The sequence below is a fragment of the Terrimonas rubra genome (assembly GCF_042686025.1).
In the GTDB taxonomy this organism is placed as follows: Bacteria; Bacteroidota; Bacteroidia; order Chitinophagales; family Chitinophagaceae; genus Terrimonas; species Terrimonas rubra.
This window is the reverse complement of the sequence record NZ_JBHUOZ010000003.1, coordinates 83,447-108,417: the sequence shown is the minus strand read 5'-3', so window position 1 is coordinate 108,417 and position 24,971 is coordinate 83,447. Positions and strand designations below refer to the sequence as shown.

The following is a 24,971-nucleotide window of genomic DNA, read 5'->3' as shown; positions in this document are numbered from 1 at the left end:
CACCATCATGTCTTAAAATATGCGTTGTTTTTTTTTACTTATTTGTACTCTGTTATGCACGCTTTCACTAAAGTCACAATACGCTACTTTAGGAACGGGTGTTCTTAAAAACCAGATATGGTGGTTCGACTGGAATGGCACCAATATTACCGATGGAACGAGTAAGAGTTTCAGCACCCCTGATGGATTAAATATTACCATTAGCTTTTCAAACGTAACCAATGGGAACCAGCTATCCCCAAATGTCATGAATACATGGTCGGGAGCAGTATTACATCTGTTATATAATTTTTCAGACCCCAATATAAAACCCGCCTTGTTTAGAAGTGACGCTGCCGGGGGTGTTAGTAACATAGCTTTTACAATGACGATTTCTGCAACCCGTAATGGGAACCCTAGTCCATTTACATTTGTAGCAGCAGATGCAGAAGCCAGCAACCAGTTTGAAATAACAACGCTCACGACCAGTGGCAGTAACTGGTCTGTTTTAGAATTTTTTAAAAACTCGTCGCAAATAACCAATCCCTTAAGCGGTTGTAACACTAACACTGCAGTTCTTAAAGAAACTTATGGAAATGCAGTAGCGACAGGGCAAAACCCAATACTGGCTACCAATGCAACAAATGCTGGCAGCCTGGTGATAACCACAAGATTAAATAGTACAGTACAAGGAGGTATGGCCATGGCATTTGGCATTTTTGCCCCGGTTGACAGAGGAGATCTACCAGACTCATACGGTTTTGCGGAACACAAGTTATCATACACAAACATTAATGGCTGTAACTATACTGCGCCCTTACCAAGTATGCAGCAAGATACCAGGTTAAAAATAGGGATGGTTACTGGTGATGCAGATAATACACAAACGTTGAATGACAATACTGAAGGAACAGATGAAGATGCATTAAACACTTTTCCAGCCTATGACGGTAGCGGAAGTTATACAATTAATTTACCAGTTGGTAATACTACCGGGGCAAATGCTTACCTGTCAGCCTGGTTTGACCACAACAGGGATGGAAATTTTACCGCTAATGAACGGGTAATAAGTACAGTCACTAATAATAGTACTTCGGCTTCATTAACATGGACAGGGTTACCGCAATACTTACCTAATGGTAGCATTAATGACTTTGCGTTTAGATTCAGGATATCGTCTGATCAAACTTCCGTTTTAAATGCTACGGGTTTGTGTCCGGACGGAGAAGTGGAAGACTATTTAACTACTTTAACCTATCCGATTCTGAATGTTACGCCTTTATTCACCGCTCCCGATACGGTTTGTGTCAACAACCCCATCAGTATTCAGAATCAATCAACAAACGCTTCTTCTTACTATTGGAATTTTTGCGTTGGGGATGTTACCGTTCCTCCTGCAGGGACCAATCTCGGCAATCCGGGCGGTAATTTAAGAACCCCGGTTTTTATGGATTATGTTTATGATAATGGCAGCTATTATGGTTTTGTTATTAATCATAACCCCGGTGGTTTGATCCGGCTAAACTTTGGTAATAGTCTTTTAAACACACCTACATCTACCGACCTTGGCAATTTTGGCGGCATGATACCTAATTCCGGGGAAGGCATACAGGTTGTGAAGAACGAAGGGCGCTGGTATGCTATTATTGTAGCAGGATTTGATGGCGTGGGCATGCCTCCCAGGATATTAAAAGTTGATTTTGGTACTAACCTGAACAACCCCGCCCCCGTTGCCACGAACTGGGGCAATATCGGAAATATGTCCCAGGCACTGGACCTGGTACTTTTTCAACACAATGGAAACTGGCATGGCCTTACGATCAATGGAGAGAATAATACATTGACCAGGTTTGATTTTACGAATAGTTTTAACGCTGTTCCAACCGCCGTTAACTTAGGCAATATTGGTGGCCTGCAATACCCCGCCGGCTGTTATGCCGTTAATGATAATGGCGAATGGAAGGTTTTTGTTACCAATGCCGGATCTAATAACATCAATGGCCCGGCTAATTATTCCCTGACCAGATTAGATTTTGGCAGCAACCTTACCAACACCCCGGTTGGTGTAAACCTTGGCAGCCTGGGCGGTATACTACAACATCCAAGAGACCTGACCATTATAAAGACATGCGACCAGGCTGTTGGTTATCTTATTAACGGACGGAATGGCTATAACCAGTTAATAAAACTGGATTTTAATAAAGACCTGAACAGCGTTCCGGTACCCACTGTGATCGGGAATACAGGTGGACTTAGCTTCCCCCACTCTATCTCCAAAATATTCAGGATAGAGAATGACCTGTATAGCTTTATCACAAACGCCAATAACAGCACCCTTACCAGGCTTCAATTCCCTGGCTGTAACAATGCGACCATACCCAGTACCACCATTCAAAACCCTCCGCCTTTTACCTACAATCAACCCGGCACCTATAATATCAGTTTGACCGTGGATGACGGCCTGCCCACACAGGCATCTTATTGTAAACCTGTTGTAGTATTGGCACCGCCGGCTAAAAACCCTATACAACAATTAACTATTTGCCCGGGACAAACCATTACACTACAAAAAAATTTACCGTCAAACATAACTTATACCTGGAGCACCGGGGAAACCACCAGTGCTATTGATGTAACCACTACCGGTGTATATTGGGTAGATATGACCCGGTTTGGTTGTACCACCCGCGACACATTCAATGTAGTGTCAGAAACAGCCGACTTCAGTTTTGTCCAGGATGTATGCAGCCCCTTACAGGTTACCTTTGTTAACGAAACACCGCAAACTACCGGCATTGCCTGGGATTTTGGCAATGGCAACACCAATAACACGGATAATACAACGACCATTCTGTATAACAATACCGGCAGCTATACCGTTAAAATGGACGTTATTACGGCTAATGGCTGTACACTTAGTATACAAAAAGAACTGATCATAGATATTATCGTTGACAGCCTGATCATTAACCGCGATACCACACTTTGTGAGAATAGTACTTTACAATTAAACAGTTTACCGGCATTAAGTTATTGCTGGTTCCCTGCCACCGGTTTATCCGCCACTAATATTGCCAACCCTGTGGCCGTTAACCCGGCAGTACCCACCACCTATTATTTACATGCGCAACGACCAGGTAATAACCTCATTACCAATGGCGATTTTTCACAGGGAAACACAGGCTTCAGTTCGTCCTATACGTTCAATGCAAACTCCGGATTAAACGAGGGGGTGTATACCGTCAGTAATAACGTGAGGGTATGGCATCCTAATTTTTCTGCCTGCGCCGATCATACAGGAAATAACGGCAATATGATGCTGGTAAATGGTGCTGCCGTGCCCAATACCGTAGTATGGTCGCAGGAGATTACTGTGAAGCCGAATACCAATTATGTATTCTCCGCCTGGCTGCAAAGTTTAATTGCCAGTAATCCTGCCAACCTGCAGTTTTCTATTAACGGTATACCGTTAGGCAACGATTTAAATGCTTCCACCACTACCTGTCAATGGCAACAGTTTTATACCACGTGGAATGCAGGCGATCACACGAGTGCCGTTATTGCTATTATTAACAAAAATACCGGAACCAGTGGTAACGATTTTGCCCTCGATGATCTCTCTTTTGCCGAAGTGATCATTTATCGTGATTCCGTTACCCTGCAAACAGAAATACCCGTAGTTAACGCCAGCGTAGCCGATGCCACTATTTGTGAGAATGATGATACAGAACTGAACGCAACCGGTGCACTGACCTATAGCTGGACACCTGCCGCCACACTCAACAACAGTCAACTGGTTAACCCCATTGCTTCACCCAAAACCACTACTACCTATACCGTTACCGGCACCACCAGCTTTGGTTGTACGGCCACCGATCAGGTAACCGTACAGGTAAACCCTGCCCCGGTGATCAGCAGCATTACACCCGATACCGTTATTTGTAAAAACACATCACTGCCACTGGTAGTGAATAGTAATGGCTCCGGCTTTGCCTGGACAAATGCCGCCACCTTAAATGACCCGACTATTTATAATCCTGTTGCCACACCGGTACAAAACAGTACCAAGTATATCGTTACTGTTACTGATGCCATTAACTGCAGCAGTAAAGACTCTGTAACACTTACCTGGAGGCCCGACCCGGTATTTACCATCAACGGCGCACAAACCATTTGTGACAGGGATACTGTCAGCCTAATCGCTTCCGGCGGTGAACGCTTTAACTGGCAACCGGCAACTTCATTAAACAATCAAAGTATGGCCAGTCCGAAAGCATTCCCCAATACTACCACCACTTACTTCGTAACCATTACCGATACGGTTTGTAACAACGTAGCTAACTTACAAACCACCGTTACCGTAAACCCGGTGCCGGTAGTTACAGCCATAAAAGACAATGACCTGGATTGCAGTTTTGGCTCTTCGCAACTGACAGCCCAGGGAGCCATCCGGTATAACTGGGCACCTGCTACGGGATTAAACAGGACCAATATTGCCAACCCTGTTGCCAGCCCCATAACCCCTATGCAATATGTGGTAACAGGGTATAACCGTTACGGATGTGCAGATACCGATACCTTACAATTGGATATACTGACCACGAATAAAGGTGACAACCTGATGCCCAATGCTTTTACACCCAACAACGATGGTCATAATGATTGTTATGGCATTAAATACTGGGGCGTAATAGAGAGAGTGGAGTTCAGTATTTACAACCGCTGGGGGCAAAGAGTATTTTATACCAACCAGGTAGGCGGATGCTGGGATGGCAATTTTAAAGGAGTACAACAGGCTTCAGGCGCTTATGTGTATACGGTAAATGCCGTTACCAACTGTGGTACCATATCCAGGAAAGGAACTTTTGTCCTGATCAGGTAAATAGTATGTAGCCCGGGTTTAGTAATCCTGTTCAACTTTTGTTGCGGGTCGCAACTTTCAGCTTTCGGTTCACTATGCAATCCGGAGCAGTTAGCCTACCAGTAATACTACCCGATTTTGTTGAACAGCATTACTGCAGCTGAAGTGTGCGACGTCCCGTACCCAACACACAAACCCTAAACGGGATTAAAACAAGGGACGATGCCAGTAGCAATACAGCTGACACCATAATTTCGCACCACAGTATAACCAAAAGTTTATTCTGTGCGTAAACTTTTTACGGGGTTGGCATTGGCAATTTTAAAACATTGCAAGGTTATGAGCACAACGGCTAATAAAGTGACCCCAATACCTACAAGTAAATAAGGGAAAATATTTTGTTCAATACGGTAAGCATATTGCTGTAACCATTTACTGCTGGCCCAATACGCTACCGGCCAGGCAATAATATTGGCAATAACAATAAGCCAGGCATATTCTTTAACAAACAGAAAGATGATATTGCGAGTATTGGCGCCTACAATTTTTCGCAATGATATTTCCTTTAACCTGCGCGCCAGGGTAAAAGATAACACACCAAAAACACCCAATAATACAATGACCAGGTTTAATGCCGTGGCAATAGCAGAAGCTTTTTGTAATTGCAGTTCCGACTGGTAAATGTTTTTAAACCGCTGGTCCATAAAAGTATACTCAAACGGTGTATTGGGCGAAAGGGCAAGCCATTGTTTTTGTACTGCCGCAATGGCAGTGGCCATATCAGCTGCCTGCAGTTTAACCGTTAAATACCGGTAGCTCGTATTATCCTTTGTATGCAGGAATGCCATAGGGCCAATACCCTGCTGCAGCGTAGAGTAGTTATAGTTTTTAATTACCCCGGCAATAGTAAACACAGCATCGCCCCAACCGGCAATGGTAACCCGTTTACCAATGGCATCATCAAAACCAAGGGCTTTTTGTGCCGCTTCATTAATTACTATCTCCTGGCTCTTACTACCCGTCTGATCAAAAAAACTTCCTTCTTTTACCTGCAACTGGTAAGTAGCAGCAAAATGTTCGTCCACGGAAGAAGAAGCCGTTAATACCGGCGTTTGAACATTACCTCCTTCCGGTATCAGCCCTATTACATTAGGCGGTACCCGGTCAGGTACTTCAAAGGAAACCGTAGCCTCTTTTACCATGGGCAACTGTGTCAGACCCTGCCGGATCGTTTCCATTTTTTTTACTCCTTCCGGTGTCCACTGCTTGGGAAAGGCAGATATTACCATTAAGTGTTCCTTATTATAACCAATGTCTCTTTTAAACACATAGGATATTTGTTGTGCTACTACAATAGCACAGATGAACACAATAATGGCCAGTGAAAATTGCGTAACCAATAAAGATTTACGGAACAATATGCCCCCTTTTGTTGCATCCATTTTACCCTTTACCGCATGTGTCAGGTTTTTAGCACTTAATACCAGTGCCGGGTAAAAGCCTGCTATTATACCGGTAACCAATACCAGTAGTATAAGCCCAATGATCATTACAGGGCTGAATTGCCATACAGGGGTTAAGGAAGTATTTAATACCTTATCAAATAAAGGAAGCAATAACTGGTAACAGGCCACCGAAATAATGGCTGCTAAAAAACTAATGATCACCGACTCTGCTACAAATTGCAGGCACAGTTGTTTGCGCTGACTTCCAAACACCTTTCTCAGGCCGATCTCTTTTAAACGGTAAGAGGAGGTGCCTATATTGATATTGATGAAGTTGATCATTGCCATCAGCAGTATAAACCCGGCAATGATACCCAAAGCCTGCAGCATTTTTGCCACGGCTCCATTATTGGCAGTAAGGTGATAACTACTTAAGGGTGCCAGCTGTACCGTTAAATTGTCTTTGATGGAAGGAGCCGTATATTTTGCCAGTAACTGCTGCATGGGTTGCTGAAGATCGGCGCCTGTTTTACCCGGCTGCAATTCCATTAATCCAATAATATAAATATTGTTCCAGTCACTTACATAGTCCTGGCTTTGAAAGAAGCCATTACCTTCAAAAGGAACAAAAACAGCATATCCCTTATCGTCTACCAGGTTATTGATGCTGTTAAAAGGCATATCCTTCAAAACTGCAGAAACAATATAGTTTTGCTTTTGCGATGTGGTATTGGAGATAGCAATGGTTTCGCCCAAAACATCTGTTTTACCAAATAGTTTAAGCGCCAGGGTCTGGGTTACCACGGCCGAGTTATTATTGATAAAAGCCTGCTGTTTATTTCCATGCAAAAGATCAAAACCATACATGTTCACGAGGGTGGTATCCCCTATTGCAATGTTCTCCTGGAAATGTTTATCGCCGGCGGACACCACATTGGTAACCGGGTTAAACCGGTAATAGTTTTTTACCAGCTGCGGGTATTCTTCCTTTGCCGCTTTAACCAGCGGGGCAACGGTTGTTATCTCCAGGCCCATCTCTTTTACCTTCCAGTCACTTTTTACCAGGTATTGTTGCTCAACATTTGACAATTGTTTGTTTACCTGGTATTGCTGGAATACATACACCCCGATCAGCATGGAAAAAGTTATGCCTGCCACCAGGCATAACAAGGTAACGGCCGACAGCAGTTTATGCCTGCGTAAATGTCTTAAAGCTATTTTTATATAATTCTTCCACATATACTATACATTTATTGTCAACTTTTATAAGGCCTTATAGGTATTATTCACTACGAAGGCTTTTTACCGGGTTGGCCATTGCCGATTTCATGGCCTGTATGGCGATGGTTAACAGGGTCACGAATAAAGCAATGCCACCCGCTGCTGCAAACATCCACCATTCCAGGGTAACACGGTAAGCATAATCGGCCAGCCACCTGTTCATAGCCCACCAGGCAATGGGGAAGCCAATAATTGCCGCCAGTAATACCATTTTCACAAAGTCCCTGGATAACATTGTTACAATGCCGGCAACGGAAGCACCCAGTACTTTACGGATACCGATTTCTTTAACCCGTTGCTGCGCACTCACCATTACAAGACCCAGTAATCCCAGTGCCGACAATACGATACATAAGCCGCCAAATAACATACTAAAGGTTAATGCTTTTTGATCTTCCTTATATAGCTTGTCAAATTCTTCATCAAGAAATACATATTCAAATGGTTTGCCGGGGTAATTAGCCGCCCAGACAGCTTCTGCTTCCTTTACGGCTTTGTCAATATTTTTTCCATGCGCTTTTACATAATAAACTACGCCCATAAAAGGATCCATGGAAATAACCAGGGGATCTATTTTTTCATGCAGGCTTTTATGGTGAAAATCTTTTACAACCCCTATCACCACTCCACTGTTATCATGTACGCCACCGGAGAAGGTAGAACCTACAACCGGCTCTTTCAGTCCAAGCGTTTTTACAGCGGTCTCATTCAGTACCAGGTTGTTTTTATCCGAAATATTCTGCGCATCAAACCAGCGACCCGATTTCATGGTAAGATTAGCAACCTGCCTGTAATCTTCATCAACCCATAATTGCACCACTTCCGGCTTGTGCTCCGGAACCGGATACCCCGTCCAGGTAATATCAGAAGCCATCTTATTTTTCTGGTCGAACATAGACACCCCGTTCACCAATGAAACCGACCCGATGGCACTACTCTTCAGCAAATTTGTTTTAATATTTTTCAGGTAACTGATACGCTGACTGATGGCATTTTCATCTGACATTTTTATGGGCGCCTCCGGAGCCAATGCTCTGAATTTAAATACCTGTCCCTGTTGATAACTGGAAGTACTTTGCTGGATATACCTGAACTGCTTTTGCAGGGTGATCACCCCTACCAAAGTAATAACCACGAGGGTAAGCTGACCCGTAACCAGAACCTTACGCAAGCCCTGGCGGCTGATATTAGCAATAGCTTTGTTTTTTAACAACCCTACCGGCTTGAGAGTAGCCAGTAACAGGGCAGGGTAAATGCCTGTAAATAATAACACAAAAACAAACACACTCAGCAACAGGCTTGCTACCGAAGGATCGAAAATATTTAAAGCAAAGTTTTTTTCGGTAAAAGCATTGAAAGCCGGCATGGCAACAATGGCTAATACAAGAGCCAGTGCCATGGATAACAGTATAAAGAAAGCTATCTCTGCCATTACCTGGCCAAACAATTGTTTTTTTGACGCACCCATTATTTTTCTCACCCCTATTTCCTTTAACCTGTTGCCGGCCTGTGCCACCGTAAGGTTTACAAAGTTGGCACAGGCAGTAGCTAACAGAAGTATTGCCAGTATGGTATAAATGCGGATGTTTTGCGGGTTACCTTGTTTGAAGGTAGTACTGTTCAGTTCTTTTTGAAAATGCAGGCCTGTTAACGGAGATAATACGCTAAACTCAGCCGATTGCGTTTTCCAGGTTTGATGCGAAGTAAAAATACCGGATATTTTTTCAGCCGTGGTAACAGCGGAGGTATTTGCCTTAAGTTTCACGAATAATAACTGCGACCGGTAACCCCAGTCGTCCAGGCTTTTTCGCACCGCTTCTTTATTAAGCAGGAAAGAATTGGGGATCAGTACATCCTGCTGGAAAGATGAATTAACGGGATTATCCGCTACCACCGCCGCAACGGAAAAAGGAACAGAGTCTATTAATAATGTTTGCGTAATAGCTGGCGCATCGCCAAAATATTTTTTTGCCTTTGATTTTGTCAGAACAATGCTGTTGGCTTGTGTTGTAAAACGCTGTAAACTACCTTCCACCACTTTATAACGGAACATTTTTATCCAGTTACTATCTACCAGCAAGGCATTTTTTTCAGTAAAAACATTTCCGTTTACCTTAAACAGTATGTTCTTCCAGGTAGTGGGTGCAGCCATGGTTATCAGCTCTGCTTCGGGAACCGAAGACTGTACGGCCTGGTAAGCCGGCAGGGGGCTGCTTTCTGAGGCAGAAGAAGTATTTGTTGTATCGTACCTTGTTAATAAGTAGATACGTTCTGCATCGGGGTGGTAGTTATCATACGAAGCTTCATTTTTTACCCACAGTAATATTAAAACAGCAACAGCCATAGCTATTGCCAGGCCTGTTATATTAAGTATGGATGAAAGCTTTCCTTTGCCCAGGTTACGCCAGGCAAGTTTACAATAGTTTTTAAGCATTTTCTCTGTGTTTTATATTTCCCGCCCTGCAGCAGTTTGTTACAGGCACAACCTGCATCCTGTAACAAACTGCTGATAATATTTACAGTTGTTCAGCTAAATAAGCAAAGTATAACAGCTGCTTTTAAAGCCTGTTCTCATTATTCCGATCTCAGGCTTTTTACCGGGTTACTCATAGCTGCACGTATAGCGTGGTAACTCACCGTTGCCAGCGCAATTATTACTGCTAATAAACCGGCTATAGCAAATATCCACCAATTCAGTTCAGTTCTATAGGCAAAATCCGCGATCCAGGTATTACCGGCCCACCATGCCAGTGGCGTTGCAATTAATATAGCGATGCCCACCAGGCTCAAAAACTGTTTGGCCACCAATACGGTTATATTGGTCACATTGGCACCCAGTATTTTGCGTATACCGATCTCTTTGGTACGTTGAATGGTAGTAAAAGCTGCCAGCGCAAACAGGCCCAGGCAGGCCAATATAATAGCCAGCCCTGAAAAAAGGGTGAATATTTTTGCGGTACGCTCCTCCGCCTTATATAAAGTATTAAAATCCTCATCCAGGAAATGATAATCGAAAGGACGGTGTGTCACTCTTGTTTTCCAGATATTGCCTAAAGCCGCAATTGTGGAGGCAGTATTTTCGGCTTTTATTTTTACAAACATCTGGCTCACCAGGGAAGTATCTAAAAATATCAACAGCGGGCCAATAGCGGTATGCAGGGACTCAAAATGAAAATCCTTTACCACTCCAACTACCGGGCCGGGCACGCCTCTTGAAACGGTTTTGCCAATAGCCTGTTCGGCTGTCCAGCCAAGATCTCTTGCTGCCTTTTCATTGATGATATATGTTCCTTTATAATTAGCCCCATTAGCCGAGGTATCCTGGGTAGCAAAATCACTTCTTTGAAAATCCCTGCCTGCTGCCAGCTCCATACCCATTGTTTTCAGGTAATCCAGGTCAACCGGTGTAGCATTTAAGGACAATTCTTTTTGTCCCTGGCCGTCATCCGTAACAATACCATCGCCCCATCCTATCGAAGTAGGGTCTTCATAAGCCCCGGTTACACTTAATACATTGGCATTGGCCCTGATAGCATCTTTCATCTGATCGTAAACACCCCTTGTCTTATAATCAACAGGTAATACCACCACCTGTTCACGGTTGTACCCTATTTTTTTATTTTGTATATACGATACCTGTTTTACCACGATAAAAGTGGCCGCTACTAAAAAGATAGCGATCACGAACTGGAAGGTGATCAACGATTTTCTTAGACCTCCACCTGAACTAGAAACACGCAGGCCCGATTTTAAAATATTCACCAGCCTGGTATTGCTCAGTACAAATGCAGGATAAGCGCCGGCAATTAAACTGATCACTATACATAACAGGATGGCCGTAAGCAAAAATAAAGGGGAGAAAAACAGCGACACTTCAAATTCCTTACCGGTTATATTATTAAACATGGGTAACAATACAATACCGGCCACAATAGCCAATACCAGTGCGATACAGGTTATTACAAAAGACTCACCCAGGAATTGTTTCAGCAATTGTGACTTGCCTGCTCCCATTACCTTGCGCACACCTATCTCGGTACCGCGGCTCACCGATTGGGCTGTAGCCAGGTTGGTATAGTTAACACAAGCTATCAATAAGATAAGGATAGCCACAACACTTAACACATAGATATAAGTAATATTGCCGTTTGCTTCCAGGCCAGCTGCTACATTAGAATGCAGGTGAACAGATTCCAGGGGCTCCAGGTGGAAGGTTTTGTAACCACTGGTTTCCGGTATCCGTAATTCATCTTTTGATATTTTTTTCATAAAGGGCTGAATGACCGCATCCAGCTCTTTTATCTGGTTTTTATTGTTCAGCAGAAGATAGGTAACATAGTTTGCCTCCGACCACTTCTCCGTTTTAAAAGCGTTGGTACTGGCAAATGATATGATAATATCATATTGGATCTGAGAGTTTAAAGGTGCATCCGTTACTATGCCGGTTACCTCATATTCTTTTGTACCACCATTTATACGTAATACCTTACCAATTGGATCATCGTTAGCAAAATAACGTTTCGCCGCTTTTTCAGTAAGCACTATTTTCTGCGGACCATCCAATACGGTAGCCACATTGCCTCTTAATAAAGGGAAGGAGAACATATTGAAGAAATCAGCATCTGCATACAATACGTTTTTTTCATCAAAGGCTTTTTCTCCGTTAGCGAGAGAAAGGGGATATTTCATGGTACGTACATAGAATTCCACCTGGGGAAAGCTGCGCTTAAACTCCGGCCCTACTTTTGTCCCGGTAAGGGCTATCTTGTCAGCAGAACCCGATGACTTTGTCTCCATGATGATCCGGGCTATCCGGTCTCCGTTCTTATGAAACTTATCATAGGTTAATTCATTCCATACATAAATACCGATCAGCAAACAACCTACCAGGCCAATGGTCAGGCCAATTACATTCACCGAGCTGTACAGTTTGTTCTTACGTAAATTGCGTAAGGCAATTTTTAAATAATTCTTAAACATCTTTTTAAATTTACCTGGTTGTAATAATGTTCAGTTTTCATAGACTTGCTAGCTCATGTGTCTGTTATACTGATATTATTCCGTTCTTAAATTTTTAACAGGATTTGTCCTCGCCGCCTTGATGGTTTGCCAGCCAATAGTCAGCACGGCTATACCCAATACCGTCAATATGGTTAACAGGAATACCGGCCAGTTTATATTGGCCCTGTAGGCAAATGTTTGCAGCCATTGTTGCGATACCCACCATCCAAGCGGTAAAGCAATTGTTATGGCAATACCGATAAGCTGTAAAAACTTTTTACTCACCAAAAAAGTAATATGCGATACATCGGCGCCTAATATTTTCCGGATACCGATCTCCCTTGTTTTTTCTTTTATTAAAAAGGCCGTCAAGGCAAACAGACCCATTACCGCAATAACAACGGCAAGCAGGGTAAAAAAGCTGATCACACGCTGTATACGATTGTACTCCAGGTACAGTTTTTGAAAATTATCATCCAGGAAAGAGTAGCGGATAGGCATATCCGGTTCAATACCCGTCCAAAGTTTTTCAATGGCATGTACGGTATTGCCGGCCGATGGTCCGCTTAATTTAACCAATAAACCTCCGCCCCACATATACCCGCAGGCGTTATTCCCAATGGTATAGGCAACAGGACGAATATTATTGGCAAAGCTCTGCACGTTAAAATCTTTTACCACGCCGATCACTTTTGCCTGGAAAGTATCACAAAAGGGGTAGTTAATAGGCCGGCCCACGGGATCTGTCAGACCCAGTGTTTTAACAGCGGCTTCATTCAATACAACACTCCGGCTATGCTGATCATTATAATTATCTTCAAAATCACGTCCCATAAGTATGGGTGCATTAAGCGTTTTAAAATAGTCGCGACTGACTTTCACGGTGGTCAGCCTTACCTCCCGGCCTTCGATTTTGTATGTGCCTGCCGAAGTATCCACATATTGATCGCCGGGCACGGTGGTGGATTTGGAAACATATTGTACACCCGGTATGGCAAGCAGCTGGTTCCTTACCACATCAAAGTCGGCCTCCCCTGTTTTTTGCTGAACATTGATACGCATCACCTGGTCGCTCACAAAACCTTTATCGCGGTTTTGCATAAACCGCATTTGTTTATTTACCACCATCACGCCGAAAATAAAGAAAGCTGAAAGTGTAAACTGCGCTACCAGCAAGCCGCCTCTTAAACCACCTCCTTTTTTACCCTGCGAATAATCGCCTTTTAATACTTTGGTAGTATTAAACCTGGAGAGGAATACTGCCGGATATAAACCTGACAGGATGATCACTAACAACATACAGATGAGCACCTGTACATAAATACTGCCATTCGTCAAATCAAAAAGAGGCAGCAGGATATTAAACTCCTGCTTAAAATATGGCACTATTAACAATAACAACAGTATGGCAAGTGTAAGACTGATCAGCCCCAGAACGGCCGACTCACTCATGAATTGCCAGAATATACGTCCCCTGCCGGAACCTAATACCTTCCTGACGCCCACCTCCCTGGCTCTATTGATAGAAGTAGCCACCGATAAATTGCTGAAATTGATAGCACCGGCAAGTAGTAATAAAAATGCCAGCCCCAGTAATACCGTGATGGTTTGAAAATTACTGCCCCCGCTTTTAGGGAAATTATGTATATCTGTCAACTTCTCCGCAAACAAAACTGTTTTATCGGCACTGGCCTGGTATTCGGCAAAAGAAGCACTGTCCTTCTTTATGCGTTGCTCAAAATATATTTTATTTAAATCGGCATCCAGTTCTTTTACAGGTGTTGTATTATTAAGTTTCAGGTAAGTAGTGAAAGAGTAATTACCCCAGTGATAATTTCCTTTCTCGTGGGGCGACCTGTACAATACCTGCGTATTCAAAGATGTAGGCCCGTCAGCGGCTTTTAATACACCCGTAATCGTCAATTCCATTATATTGTACAACCTGATGGTCTTATTTACGGGGTTTTCATTACCAAATAACTTTTTACTTACTTCCTCGCTGATAATGGCAGTACTAGGCGCCTGCAGTGCCAGCTCTTTATTACCCTGCCGTAATTCGTAAGGAAATACCTTAAAAAAAAGTGAGTCCACCTGCATGATACCCGACTGGAATATTTTTTTATCACCGGTCGTTACCAGCGCTTCATAGCTGCCACCACCCATTATTGTAGTAGCCGCTTCTATCCTGGGGGAATTATCTTTAAAAAAACGGCCTAATGGTGCGGGTGTGCCACCGTCAAACACGATACCTGTCTTATCCTCCATCCCTAACCGGTATACTTTTCGTAATGAGCCATGCCATTTATCATAACTCAGCTCATAATTCATGTACAACAGTATGAGTATAAAACTGGCAATACCAATGGCCAGGCCAATAATATTGATACTGCCATATACTTTATTTTTAAAGAGGTTACGCCAGGCTATTTTAAAATAATTCTTTATCATAACTACAACAGGTTATTATTTGTTATTCACTACGTAAACTTTTTACCGGGTTTGACCATGCTGCTTTGATAGCCTGGTAACTCACGGTGATCAATGCAATCGCAAGCGCTCCAAAACCGGCCAAAGCAAACATCCACCATTGTATACTGATCCGGTAAACAAAATCCTGCAACCATCCGCTCATCACCCACCAGGCAATCGGCGTAGCAATTACAAAAGCTATCAATACCAGCCACACATATTCTTTTGACATCAGTTTTACAATACCCATTACAGAGGCGCCCAATACTTTACGTATACCAATTTCCTTGGTGCGCTGGTAAGCTGTTAAAGTAGCAAGTCCAAACAGTCCCAGGCAGCTGATGAAAATGGCAATAGCAGTTGTCAGGTTTATCAGCCGGCTCAGGTTACGTTCCTCTGCATACATTTTTTCAATACTATCATCGTAAAAACTATATTTAAAGCTTCCGGCAGGATAAATAGCATTCCACTTATCTTCCATGGTACGGAAAGTCTGTGCCCATTTAGCTGACTGGTTTCTATCCAGTTTAATATTAAAAGTGGTAACATTCTGTTTTTCGTTCAGCAACATGGCGGGATCTATAGAAGTGTAAAAGTTCTGCATGTGAAAATCGTTCACTACCCCTACTATCGGCAGCATTTTATTTCCCTGTGCCAGCATTTTGCCAATAGCATCTTGTGGCGATGCAAAACCAAATGCCTTCCTGGCGGTTTCATTGATCACATACTCTGTGGCGGTATCAGAAGGTCTTAAATTCCGCCCGGCCAGCAGTTGCAATTCATATAACCCTATATAGGAGGTATCAACCCATTTTTTAAACATCTGCCGTTCTATACGTTCCTTACCCTCGGGGGTATAATTGTAGGGACTTGAAGAGTAGCCATCGGACATAGGTGTAGTTCCCATAGCGATCTTTTTAATAACAGGATCTTTTAAAAACTCATTTTGCAATGTGAATTGCTTGTCTTTATACTGCTCATTAACCGTATACTTCCAGGGCACACCAATTAACACCACGGCATCCTTGTTAAAACCCATATCCGATGACAGGCTGTATTGTAATTGCTTACCTGTAATGATAGCCCCGGTAATAAATATTAGTGCAATTATAAACTGGAATACGATCAGGGCTTTTTGTAAACTGATGCCACTCGTCTTTTTTTGCCAGATGGTTACACCACGGAATACATTGGCCGTTTTAACTTTGGTAATTAACCAGGCAGGGTATAAACCGGCAAATAATGTTACACCCAATGTAATGCCCAATACAAAAAGCACCAAGGGAAGCAGGTTGCCTACCACGGATATATCCGCGGGTAATATATCCCGCAACAGGAAAAAGCCTAAGCGTCCCAATACAAAAGCCAGCAATACGGCTATCAGCGTTGTGACAAAGGTTTCTATTAAAAACTGTCCTATCAACTCTCTTTTACCGCCACCCAGTGTTTTGCGCACGCCTATTTCTTTTGACCGGGCAGGTATCTGTGCCACGCTCATGTTCACATAATTAATACAGGCCAGTAAGAGCAAAAAGGCTGCTACACCAACTAATCCAAACAATATGGATTTACTGGCTTTGCGGACATTATACTCATTAATAAACGTTGAAAAATGAGAATCTTTCAGCGGTAATAATTCAAGCCAGCGCTCTGATTTATAAGTAGGCTTTTCTTCCTTTTCAAACTCAGCCCATTTTTTCCCTGCCACTGCCTTTATCTGTGCCAGTACGGCTTCGGGACTTTTCGTTTCATTGAACTGCAGGTATACTTTATCCGAACCATTGGTATTGGTCCACTCCACCAGCGGGTAGGCTTTTACAGGCAGGCTAAAAAACTCTTTCGCAGTAAACTCCGACAGGGGATCAAAATCGGCTACCACACCCGTTACCCCTTTCTGAACCGTATCCCTGAAACCATAATAAGTAACCGTTTTATTAATTATTTCCTGCGGCTTAAAACCCGGGAAATATTGTTTGGCACGACTTTCCGTCAGCACCAGTGCTTCCGGCGATGACAAAGCTGTTTGTGCATTACCCGCCAGCCATTTGTACGACAACATTTTAAAATAAGCGGAGTCAGTAGCAACAATAGCAGTAGGGTCTTCTACTACCAACGGTGCTCCCCCGGGGTTATTTACCATCACCGAGGTTTTCCATTGCCCGTATACCGGCACAACAAAATCAATCCCGGGGACTTCGGCCCTGATGCCGGTGTATAATGGCGCCGCCACACCACCGTTATACGATTCTTTATCATCAAATATATGCCCGGTTACTACCCGGTAAATATTGTCGCGTTGCGGCAAATTTTTATCATAACTGAATTCATGGTCTACTAAGCGGTAAATGATCCAGCACACACTGATACTTACAGCAAGTCCAAAAATATTCAATGTGGTAAACAACTTGCTTTTCCATAAATGCCTGACTGATGTTTTAACCGACCTGTTCATATATTGTAGATTGATTTGTTATTATTTTTTGTTACCGGCTTCAGTAATCCTGCCCGGCTTTACTTGCGTCGCACACTTCATCTTCCTGTCCGCTGCTCAACTTTTTACGACCTATTCCGTTCGCAGGCTTTTTACCGGGTTTACCAGAGCGGCCCTTATTGCCTGGTAACTAACCGTAAACAATGCAATGATCACAGCGGCTACACCGGCTACTAAAAACATCCACCACTCAATGGAAATACGATAAGCAAAATCCTGTAACCAGGCTTCGCCGGCCATCCAGGCAATTGGAATAGAAATAATGATGGCAATGCCTACTAACAATAAAAACTGCCGGGCAATTAAAACGATAATACTGCCAACCGAAGCGCCCAATACCTTTCGCACCCCAATTTCTTTGGTACGTTGTGCCGTAATAAAAGTTACCAATCCAAATAAGCCCAAAGCCGCTATAAAGACGGTGAGCACCGAAAAGATATTGATCACTTTTGCCAGGCGGTTCTCTTCCGCATATTGTTTATCCAGATCATCTTCCAGCATGGTATAATTAAAGGAATAACCGGGGAATCTTTTTTCCCATACGGCTGCTAATCCGCCAATAACATTCTTCGCATCACCACTCACCTGCACGGCCATATAATTGTATGCATAACCCGCATTAAAGATCAATACCGGGCTTACTTTTTCCTGCAATCCATGCTGATGATAGTTCTGCATTACACCAATTACCCTACCCGAATCCATGCCGGATGTGCTGACCATTTTACCAACCGCTTCTTTTGCATTCCACCCAATTAACTTACAGGCTTCTTCATTCAGTAAAACACCGTTGGTAGCGTCTGTCGTAAAAGACGAAGAAAAATCCCTGCCTGCTACTATTTTAATCCCCAGGGTACGTACATAGTCCATATCGGAAGGAATCACCTCCATGGTAAAGCTTTTTTCCCTGGCAAAGCCTTCGGCCTGTACCAATTGCCCGTCCCAGCCATATTTACCAGGTAATCCTGCCGATCCTGCAAGAGAGTTAACACCCGGTACTTTATGTAACTCGTCTTTTATGTTTTCATAATTTTTTCTAAACTCACGGTAAGGCGCTTTACGCAGGTCCACAATCACAATAGCATCTTTTTTAAACCCAAGATCCTTACTTTGTATATAGTTGAACTGCCTGGCAGCTATAATGGTACCGGTAATAAGAATAAGCGATACCGCAAACTGGAATACTACCAACGCTTTCCTCAATGTAAAGTTGCCCCGTTCCATATTCCTGGCTTTTTTAATAGACCCCATCGGGTTAAGCCGCGATAACAATAGCGAAGGATACCAGCCTGCCAGCAATGTGGTCAATAATATCAATCCCAGTCCGCCGGCAATTACCACAGGAGAATAGAGGATATGAAGAGAGATGACCTGCCCTGAAATATTTTCAACCACGGGCAACAATAAAACAACCAGGCCCATCGCTAACAGGAAAGCGATCAGGATCAGGGCAAAGGTTTCAACCATAAACTGCAGGATCAGCGAAAGGCTTTTTGCACCCATGGTTTTACGGATGCCTACTTCGATTGTTCTTTCTGACTGGTAGGCCGTTGTTAAATTAATAAAATTAATACAGGCCAGTAACAGCATAGCTATACCAATTACAGCGAGAATATATAATTGTGACATGCTTCCTTTAGGCCTGTTAAAACCCGGCATAGATGAGTGTAAAAAGATGCCCTTTACCGGTTCCAACCGGTGTTTTACATCATAACCAAATTTGCTATATTCTTCTTTATTGTTTTGCATGGATAAAGCCGCAATCTTTTCTTCCGCTTTATTTTTGTCCACACCGGGCTTCAGGGTTACGTAACAGGTCATATCCCAGGTAAACCATGGTTCAAAATTGCCGCCCCATTTTTCCCAGCTGTCAAAAGAAAGCAAGGCGTCAAAGTTTATATGGGATGGTGGTAATTTCTGTAATACCCCGGTTACTTTAAATGGTACAGAATCATCAATCACCAGTGTTTCCCCTAACACATCTGTTCTTCCAAAATATTTTTTTGCAATTTCATCTGTCAATACAACAGAAAAAGGATCATTGAGCGCAGTAGCCGGGTTGCCTTTTAATAAAGGAAAATTAAAAGCCTGCAGAAAGTCCTTTCCTGCCAAAGCCAGCTTATCGTAAAAGTAATCAGTCCCTTTTTTAATCTTAACACCGTTGAAGCTTTTTAAAGGAATTACCTTATCCACCTCCGGTATGTTTAGTGCTATTGCCGGAACCAGGGCCCGCCCCACTGCATTTATTTCATCATTTTTTGTCTCAGCACTATAAGCTGTAGTAACCCGGTACACATTATCCGGCTGTTCCCGGTCAACCGAAATATTATTATACACATAGAGGCCAATGAGCGCCACAAAAGTCAATCCCAGGGTAAGACCCGTTACATTAATAAATGTAAACAGCTTTTTCTTACCGAGGCTCCTCCATGCAATTTTGAAATAATTTTTCAGCATAACTACAGTTTTATTATGTGATACAAAAGGAAAATGGTTTATCTATTCCGTACGTAAAGATTTTACCGGGTTAGCCAGTGCCGCTCTTATTGCCTGGTAACTTACCGTAACAAGGGCAATTAATAAAGCCAGCAAGCCGGCAATAACAAATACCCACCATTCAATGCTTATCCTGTAAGAATAATTATCCAGCCATTTATTCATGGCATACCAGGCTATAGGAGAAGCAATAATAAATGAAACCACTACAAGACGTAAAAATTCTTTGGATAACAAAAGCGTTACATTAAATACCGAAGCGCCCAACACTTTACGCACCCCTACTTCTTTGGTACGGCTCTCCGCCATATAAGTAGCCAACCCAAACAATCCCAGGCAGGAAATAAAAATGGTCAACCCGGCAAACAAGGCAGCCAGTTTACCCGTGCGCTGTGAATCCTGGAATTTTTTTGCATAAGATTCGTCCGCAAACACATAATCAACCGGGTATTGAGGATTGTACTTTTTAAATATTTTTTCTATGGCCGCAATATTTTCGCCGGTGGCATTTTGGGCGTTCAGTTTGGCATGTATGATCTGGGCATAATCTTTATTAGGTCCAAATATCATGGTAGGATTAATATTTTGCTGGTAAGGTGATTCTAATACAAAGTCTTTTACCACACCTACCACCGTCCATTTATTATCATTACCTACTTCACCTATTACCATACCAAGCGGCTCTTTCACACGCATGGCTTTTACAGCAGCTTCATTAAGCATCACCGCATTACTGTCGGTCGGGTAATTATTTACATCTATATCACGCCCCTGTAAAAGCGTTACCCCGATGGTTTTAATAAAATCTGCATCAGTCCCTAACCTCAAAAAGTCTATCTTTTCATCACTTTTACTGCTGCCCTCCCATTTAAAACCCCAGCTATCACTCCAGCGCTGGGTAATGGGGTTGGCCGAACGGGTAATGCTCGTAACCGCGCCGGAACTCAACATTTCATTTTTAATAGCCGCATAGTGCTTGTCCACATCACCTTGTGTAAACAGGTAAATAAGGTTTTCCCTGTTATAACCACTTTGACGGTTTAAGCCGTATTGAATTTGCCTTACAACGATCACCGTGCTTATAATAAGTATAATAGCAAAGGTGAATTGTACGGTTACTAATATTTTACGGGGAGCCACCAATGTTTTTGATTTTTTAAAAACACCCTTCAATACACCTATAGGATTAAATGATGACAAATAAAAGGCCGGGTAGCTACCCGCAATAATACCGGTAAACAAAACAAAGGCAAGAGAATATATCCAGAATAACAGATCGGCATAGTTGATGAACAAATTTTTACCCACCAACAAATTAAAGCCGCTTAAAGACAATTGCACAATAATAATGGCAATTACAAATGCTATCAGGCTTAAAAAAACACTCTCTCCTAAAAATTGTAAAATCAGTAACCGTTTTCCGGCGCCGGCCACTTTACGTATACCCACTTCCTTCGCTCTTTTTTCACTGCGGGCCGTACTTAAATTCATAAAATTGATACAGGCAATAAGCAGTATAAAGGCGGCAATTACAGCAAATAGTTTTACGGTTTCAATTTGTCCGCCTACCATTTTACCATCTTCCGATTTGCCGTACAAATGCACTTTACTTAACGGGTGGGTAAATACCTGGGTAGTGGATTCATTAGCGGTACCCTTTGTATGATCGATAGTAATGTTCTCTACTTTTTTATCAAAAGTTGCCTGTGATGCCCCTTCCTTCAGTAAAACAAAAGTGCGGATGCCGTTATTACCCCAGTTATCATCCGACCATCCTATGTCTTCCAGGTATGTCCAGGGTAACATATAGGCAAATTCAAACCTGGTATTATTGGGCAGGTCTTTTAGTACAGCGGTTACGGTACAATTATGCGTACTATCAACCTTCACAATTTTACCCATTGCATCCTCATCACCAAACAAAGCTTTTGCAAACTTCTCGGTCAATACAATACTATGTTTGTTATTCAATGCCGTTTGTGCATTTCCTTTTAAAAAAGGCAGGCTAAATACATTAAAAAATGTACTATCGGCAAATGAACCACGCTGATTTAGTTTCTTTTCACCTACGGTCAATAAAAAAGTTACATTCCGGTATCTCGCAACATCTTCTACCTCGGGATAATCTTTTTTTAAGGTTGGCCCCATTACAATAGGGGTATTAGGCCATGCCCATTTTTCACCATCCGGGCTTTTATCGCGGTTATGCATCAGGTATATCCTGTCCTGCTTTTCATAAAACCGGTCAATACTTAATTCATTTTGTATCCATAACAAAATAAGTATGGCAGCTGCCATGCCAATAGCAAGACCAGTAATATTGATCATAGAATAAGTTTTATTCTTGATAATATTCCGGAACAGGGTTTTAAAATAACTTTTAAACATACAATTATAGTTTGTTACAGCTCAAAGGCTGTTATTGATTTTGGTATTATGTCAGGCTTTCATACTGCTCAATAGTATTACTGCAGCTGAAGTGTGCGACGCAAGGAACGATGACAGGTGTTACCACTGCCGGCCCCACTACAATTCAACACTATTCCGTTCGTAAGCTTTTAACCGGGTTAGTGGTTGCCGCTTTAATGGCCTGAAAACTCACCGTTAACAGGGTAATAATAATTGCTCCGGCTACTGCCGCCACAAATACCCACCATGATATATTTACACGGTACTGGTATTTTTCCAGCCAGCCATGTAAATAGTAATACGCAATAGGCATGGCAATTAAACAGGCTATACCCACCAGTATTACAAAATCCTTTGATAATAATTTCCACAAATTGAATACCGAGGCACCGACAATTTTACGCACACCGATCTCCTTGGTACGTTGTTCCGCCACAAATGAAGCCAGGCCAAATAAACCCAGGCAACTGATGATGATCGCCAGTATGGTAAAGAAACCCGCCAGCTTACCCACACGTACTTCCTGTGTAAACTTGGTAGCATATTCCGTATCAGCAAACTTATAATCGAAGGGAGCAGTGGGTATGGTACTGCGGAATACTTTTTCAATAATAGCCAGCGACTCGCTGGTACTTTTTTTAGGATTTAATTTTAAATTGATAAAATTTACATTTTCGTAATCGAGCAAATACACGGCCTGTTTTACCGGGTTATAAGGTGAGTTCATCACCATATCTTTCACTACACCAACAATGGTATAAGGATATTGGTTCCCCCTGCTATCCCAACGCACCTGTTTACCAATGGGATCTTTCATATTCATGAATTTCACTGCTGCTTCATTGATCAAAATAGCTGCAGTGTCGCTGCCAAAATCACGGGAAAAATCACGTCCTTCCTTTATTTCAAAACCTACGGTTTTACCATATTCATGCGTAACCCAGAAGGTGGCAAAGTCGGTATCAAGATTAGGATCCTTACCATCCCAGTCAAAGCCGCCGCTGTTGCTCCATACCGAGGTAATAGGGCTGGATGATTCAGCCATTTCTTCAATAGCACCCTGTTTTTTCAGTTCGGTACGCAACACATCAAACTTGCCGTAAAAATCAGGCGATTGCATCATGATCATCACCAGGCCATTGCGGTCATAACCCACCGGGCGGTTCTTGGTATGCTGAATTTGCTGGTACACGATGATGGTACCAATGATTAAAGCCACCGATACGGTAAACTGTGTTACCACCAATACCTTACGCGGCAGGGATGCTAAACGGCCTACTTTAAAAGTGCCCTTTAATACTTTTATGGGTTTAAACGAAGACAGGTATAAGGCAGGATAACTGCCGGCAATTAAACCGGTAAACAAGGTAAAGCCAATACCGGCTGCCCAAAACCACAGGCTACCCCATAAGATGGTCATTTTTTTATCTGCCACCTGGTTAAACCAGGGTAAGATCAGTTGTGTTAATACAATAGCAAAAACAAAGGCAATAAATGCCACTAAAATGGACTCACATAAAAATTGCCAGATCAGCTGACCACGTAACGAGCCTACGGTTTTACGAATGCCTACTTCCTTGGCCCGCCTTTCCGAACGGGCGGTACTTAAGTTCATAAAGTTTATACAGGCCAGTAACAATACAAACACACCGATGATGGCAAACATCCATACATAATCAATAGCGCCCCCGGTCCTTATCCCTTCTTTAAAGGACGAACGTAAATGCCAGTCCTTCATCGGGTTTAAAAAAATCTGTGCTTTAAACTTTTTATCCTCCTCGGCCTGTTTGTCCAGTTTTGAATTAATGATCTTTTTATCAACTGTAGCAAAATCCGTATTCTCATTTATTTGTGCAAAACACTGGAAGGAGTTATTGTTCCATTGTGTGGCCGCACGTTCCAGCCATGGCTCCGCGGTTTTGTAAAGCTCCCATGGCGCAATAAATTTTAAATTTTTAAACGTAGTGTTATATGGCAAATCCTCATAAACACCAGTCACTTTTACATCCAGCTTACTGTCAATTTTCATCAGCTGGTTTATAGGATTCGCATCGCCAAAAAAAGCTTTGGCGGTACTTTCCGAAAGCATAATACTGTTAGGATTATCTAAACCATTCACAGCGCCATGCAGCATTTTTAAACTTAAAATAGAAGGCCCCTGTTTATCAATATAAAAACCATTCTTATTAATATGTTTATCGCCCACAGTTAAAATATGATCTCCCTCCCAGGATGCCATAGCGATATACTTAAAATCACTGCCATAACTTCTCCGCAACTCTTCTCCCATAGGGAAAGGCAATGCCTGTTGTGTATACACCTGTCCGTTCCAGGTCTGGCGCTGGTATACCTGGGCTACCCTATCGTAGTTCTTGTGGTATTTATCGTAGGATAATTCGTCCCAGATCCATAAGCCTATCAGCATGGCCACCGCCATTCCAATGGCCAGTCCGCTGATATTAATGAATGAAGACTTTTTATTCTTCAATAAATTACGCCAGGCAATTTTGAAATAATTCTTGATCATGAGTTCGTTTTA

Annotated in this window: 9 protein-coding genes; 1 reads left to right on the top strand and 8 read right to left on the bottom strand. The window is 42.6% G+C overall.

The genetic code is table 11. The features are described from left to right. Positions 1-19 precede the first annotated feature (19 nt). Positions 20-4,861, top strand: coding sequence for a CshA/CshB family fibrillar adhesin-related protein (locus ACFS6H_RS10040; protein ID WP_386097892.1), 4,842 nt, complete (start codon positions 20-22; stop codon positions 4,859-4,861). Positions 4,862-5,118: 257 nt separating this feature from the next. On the opposite strand, the gene ACFS6H_RS10035 is transcribed toward ACFS6H_RS10040, so the two are convergent. The 8 genes from ACFS6H_RS10035 to ACFS6H_RS10000 form a co-directional block, all read right to left on the bottom strand. After that, on the bottom strand, positions 5,119-7,524 hold the full coding sequence (locus ACFS6H_RS10035) for an ABC transporter permease (protein ID WP_386097890.1): 2,406 nt from the start codon (positions 7,522-7,524) through the stop codon (positions 5,119-5,121). Positions 7,525-7,567: 43 nt separating this feature from the next. Next, positions 7,568-10,000, bottom strand: coding sequence for an ABC transporter permease (locus ACFS6H_RS10030; protein WP_386097888.1), 2,433 nt, complete (start codon positions 9,998-10,000; stop codon positions 7,568-7,570). Positions 10,001-10,140: 140 nt separating this feature from the next. After that, positions 10,141-12,546, bottom strand: a complete 2,406-nt coding sequence (locus ACFS6H_RS10025) for an ABC transporter permease (protein ID WP_386097886.1) — start codon at positions 12,544-12,546, stop codon at positions 10,141-10,143. A 75-nt stretch (positions 12,547-12,621) separates the two neighbouring features. After that, positions 12,622-15,015 (bottom strand): ABC transporter permease, encoded by a 2,394-nt coding sequence (locus tag ACFS6H_RS10020; protein ID WP_386097884.1) that lies wholly within the window; start codon positions 15,013-15,015, stop codon positions 12,622-12,624. 22 nt (positions 15,016-15,037) lie between these two features. After that, positions 15,038-17,488 (bottom strand): FtsX-like permease family protein, encoded by a 2,451-nt coding sequence (locus ACFS6H_RS10015; protein WP_386097882.1) that lies wholly within the window; start codon positions 17,486-17,488, stop codon positions 15,038-15,040. A gap of 111 nt (positions 17,489-17,599) precedes the next feature. Further along, entirely contained in the window at positions 17,600-19,984 is a 2,385-nt protein-coding gene (locus tag ACFS6H_RS10010) for an ABC transporter permease (RefSeq protein WP_386097880.1), read from the bottom strand. Positions 19,985-20,026: 42 nt separating this feature from the next. Further along, positions 20,027-22,411 (bottom strand): ABC transporter permease, encoded by a 2,385-nt coding sequence (locus tag ACFS6H_RS10005; protein WP_386097878.1) that lies wholly within the window; start codon positions 22,409-22,411, stop codon positions 20,027-20,029. 151 nt (positions 22,412-22,562) lie between these two features. Continuing rightward, the gene (locus ACFS6H_RS10000; RefSeq protein ID WP_386097876.1) at positions 22,563-24,959 is read right to left on the bottom strand and encodes an ABC transporter permease; all 2,397 of its coding nucleotides are present in this window, start codon (positions 24,957-24,959) and stop codon (positions 22,563-22,565) included. Positions 24,960-24,971 lie beyond the last annotated feature (12 nt).